The organism is Intrasporangium sp. (assembly GCF_039812505.1).
Classification (GTDB): domain Bacteria; phylum Actinomycetota; class Actinomycetes; order Actinomycetales; family Dermatophilaceae; genus Intrasporangium_A.
Genome location: NZ_JBDIAQ010000240.1, coordinates 1 through 3338 on the forward strand (window position 1 = coordinate 1; position 3338 = coordinate 3338).

2 protein-coding genes are annotated in these 3338 nt (G+C 69.6%); both read left to right on the top strand.

Annotated features, from left to right (window positions below; genetic code table 11):
• A partial coding sequence (locus WMI84_RS17625) for an RDD family protein (protein ID WP_347355078.1) occupies positions 1 to 746 on the top strand: 746 nt, incomplete at its 5' end.
• A gap of 71 nt (positions 747 to 817) precedes the next feature.
• Positions 818 to 2836 carry a TOMM precursor leader peptide-binding protein gene (locus WMI84_RS17630; RefSeq protein ID WP_347355079.1) on the top strand — a complete coding sequence of 673 codons (2019 nt, stop codon included), beginning with the start codon at positions 818 to 820 and terminating at the stop codon, positions 2834 to 2836.
• The last annotated feature ends 502 nt before the right edge of the window (positions 2837 to 3338 follow it).

The window sequence follows — 3338 nt, forward strand, 5'->3', positions numbered from 1 at the left end:
ATTCTCCTTGCAGGGCAGGCACTCTCGCCGTATCACACGCCGACCATCACCGACTTACTCGTGGATTCGGGTCTGACTCCGTCGGGCTCGGCGAACGGGTCGTCGCCGCGGCGCTCACGTCGGCGGCCGGCGCGCTTGTCAGCGGCCCGCTCGTCGCGGCGGCACTCGCCGGTGGGGCGTGGCGCCGGGGAAGTGGGCGTGCGGGTGCGGCCGTCGTGGCCGACGCCGTCGTCACCGTCGTTCCGTGGCTCGTGGTTGGGGTTCTCGACGACGCCGGGCTGGCAGGCTCGTTGGGCGGCAAGAGTAGATCAAGGCTTCGCATCGTTGACCGGTCTGGAGACCCCGCCACCGCGGGACGGCTCATCCTCCGGGAGGCCGTCAAACTCGCGCCGTGGCAACTCGCCCATCTCGGGGTCCGCCAACAGGTCGGCCGACTCGGTGGGGACCGATGCGATCAGCTGGGCCGACTCGCGCTGGGCGGGTCCCTCGTCCTCGCCGCGGTCTCGGTGGCCAGCGTCCTCATCACCGGCCGAGCCCTACACGACTGGGTCAGTGGAACCAACGTCCGGCGCGACGTTGAGCGGGACGGTCCTCTAGAGGTGCTGGAGGGCCAGCACGGAAAGGAAGACCATCACGACGACGCCGAACCCGGCGAACGACTTGAGCACTCGCATTCGTTCCACGCTCCTGGGGATTCCGGCCGTAGCCCTGTGGTCCGGACCCCAACGCCTACCTTCGTTCGCTGAGAGCCAGCAGGGAGAACACTGCCGTGTCGATGACAAGCACGACGTCGACAAGCACGACGTCGACAACCACGATGAGTCGCCCCGACCCCCTCGCGGACCCGGGCCGCGCCTACCCGCGGATCCGAGGCGACGTCGTTTTCCTCGAGGTGGACTCGGGGGCGTACTTCAGGAGCTCGGACGAGACGTTCCTCGTCAAGGGCGTGGGCGCCTACCGGTGGGTATCGGCCATCCTCCCGGCCCTCACCGGAGAGCACTCGCTGGCGGACATCTGCGACGGCCTGGACGACGTCCGCGCGGCCTCGGCGGTGTCGATCATCCGCACGCTCATCGATAAGCGGATGGTTTGGGTGCGACCGACGCCGCGTCGGGTGACTGAGGACACCGACGCTCAGCGTGGCTACGTCGAGCACTTCCTCGAGGAGGGTGATCCGGACGAGGCACTGCAGCGTTTTACGGCTGCTGGGCATCTGGTGCTCGGCGGTGCGGGCGTGGCCTCGACCGTGGCCGGGCTGCTCGTGAACGGAGCGGAGCGGGTGACGGTCCGGACCGCCGACGCTGCCAGGACACGTCGGCGGATCGAGGACACGTGTCTCGCCGTGGACGGAACGCGTGCCTGGCCGGAGGTGACGATCGAACCATGGGACATCGAAGACCTCACCTCCTTCGACTCGATTGTCGTCGACACCGGGGCCCAGGACGCCGGTCGGTTGGGCGAGGTGACCAGTCGAGTGCTCAACGAGCGGGGGTCTGGGGCGACCATCCTCGTGCCCGTCGTGCGGACAGGCACACACGCTGTCGTGGGTCCGCTGTCGCGCCGCGGGCAGCGCGGCTGTTGGATGTGCGTGCAGATGCGGCTGTTCGCCAATTCCGGTGGTGGCGACGCCGAGGTCGTCCACGGTCTTGCCTTCGGCGGTGGGGACATGCCGTTCGAGGAGGAGGTCACGCCCTCGCTGGCCGTCGAGATGGTAGGGAACGAGGCTGCGTTCACCGTATTCCGTGCCCTGACGCGAGCGCATGACGGTCCGCTCACCGCCTCCGTGCTAATCCAAGACCTCGAGACCCTGGAGTCACGGCTGGCGCCAGTCATCCCGCACCCGCGCTGCCCGCTGTGCCGGAATGGGATACCGACCGCGGGAGCCGGGACCCGAGAGGACCTCATCGACCGCGACACGGGGGTCCTCACGTCGTGGTCGGACGACGACATCGACCAGGTGCCGGTCAAGGTCGGACGAGTTGACTACGTCATCGACGCACCGGACGGTGCCCCCCAGCTGACCTCGTCGGTCGGGTACGCCCTGGACGATCTCCTGGGCGCTCGGGAGAAGGCACTCGACAGGGCCCTCGCCGAGCTCTCAAACGCCTTGCCCCGGCGGCTGGGGCCAGCCGATCCTTCCATCCGGCGGCTCGACGCCCGCCGGATCGACGGCCACCGCGCCGTCGACGGGACCGAGCCGGTGCGGTGGGTCCCGGGCGAGACCCTCGACGGCGCGGCCCGGGTCGCAGTGCCGGCAGAAGCCGTCGAGGGCCGGGCACGGATGGGTTCGCCCTTCGAACGTACCGCGCTCGGGATCGGGGTCGGCGACTCCGTCGAATCAGCGCGGTCCGCGGCCCTGCGTTCCGCGCTGGCGTTCCGGGGCCTCGACACGGCCCTGCGCGGCTCCGCGCCCGCGACATCCCTGGAATTGCCCGACGACCGGGACGTGGCCTTTCTTGTCCGGACGCTCTCGCACTCGGGTCGACGAGCGCAGCTGCTACGGCTGCCCGGAGCGCGACCCGCCGTTGCCGTCGTGGCCTTCCTCGACGGCGAGGGGTGGTCGATCGGGGTGGGCGATGACCCTGCCGCAGCGGCGGTTGAGGCCCTGACGGTGCTCGTCGGTGCCGTCACCTCGGGGCAGCGGCTGTGCCCGCCGTGGGCTGCGGTCGACCCGGAGCTCCTTCTCGTGTCTGCGGACGGGCCGGTTCGCGGCGACGACTCGGGCGACATCGATCTGGGCGGTGCCGCCGTCGTCGTCGACGTCACCCCCGAGGACGTCGAGGCGGTCTGCCCGACGCGCGTCGTCCGGGTATTGCTGCTCGACGGACCGGTCTAGGCCGGCACTGGTCGTTCGTGCTTCTCGCGGATCCACCGCGCCAGGTTGTTGTCTGCTGGATGCCGGGCAATACAGCGTCGAGGTGCGGAGTTCCCGGCAGTCGCGCATCCGCCCCTCCACGACGCGATTGACCATCTGAGCCAGGTCGGCAGGACGAGCTCAGTGAATCTTGTCCAGGGCCACCGACGCACCGGCCGCGCCCACCAGTTCAGCTTGCTGACCGCTGGCAGGAACACGATGAACCCGTTCTCCCGCCCGACCACGGGTGTTTCGGATACGGCCGGAGTCGTCCTGTTCGTCGTCGCCAGAGGGGTGTTCGGCCGGGAGGAGATCCTGACGCGGTGGCGTTGAGCTCCGCCCGCAGCCCCGACCAGACAGAGACCAGGATCGGCTGTCCGAGCCCTGTCGGTCGGCCAGTAGTCTCGACGACGACCACGACGACCACGACGACCACGACGACCTGACCTCGTAGGGGCGAGCCGTGCCCAACCAGCGCTTCAAC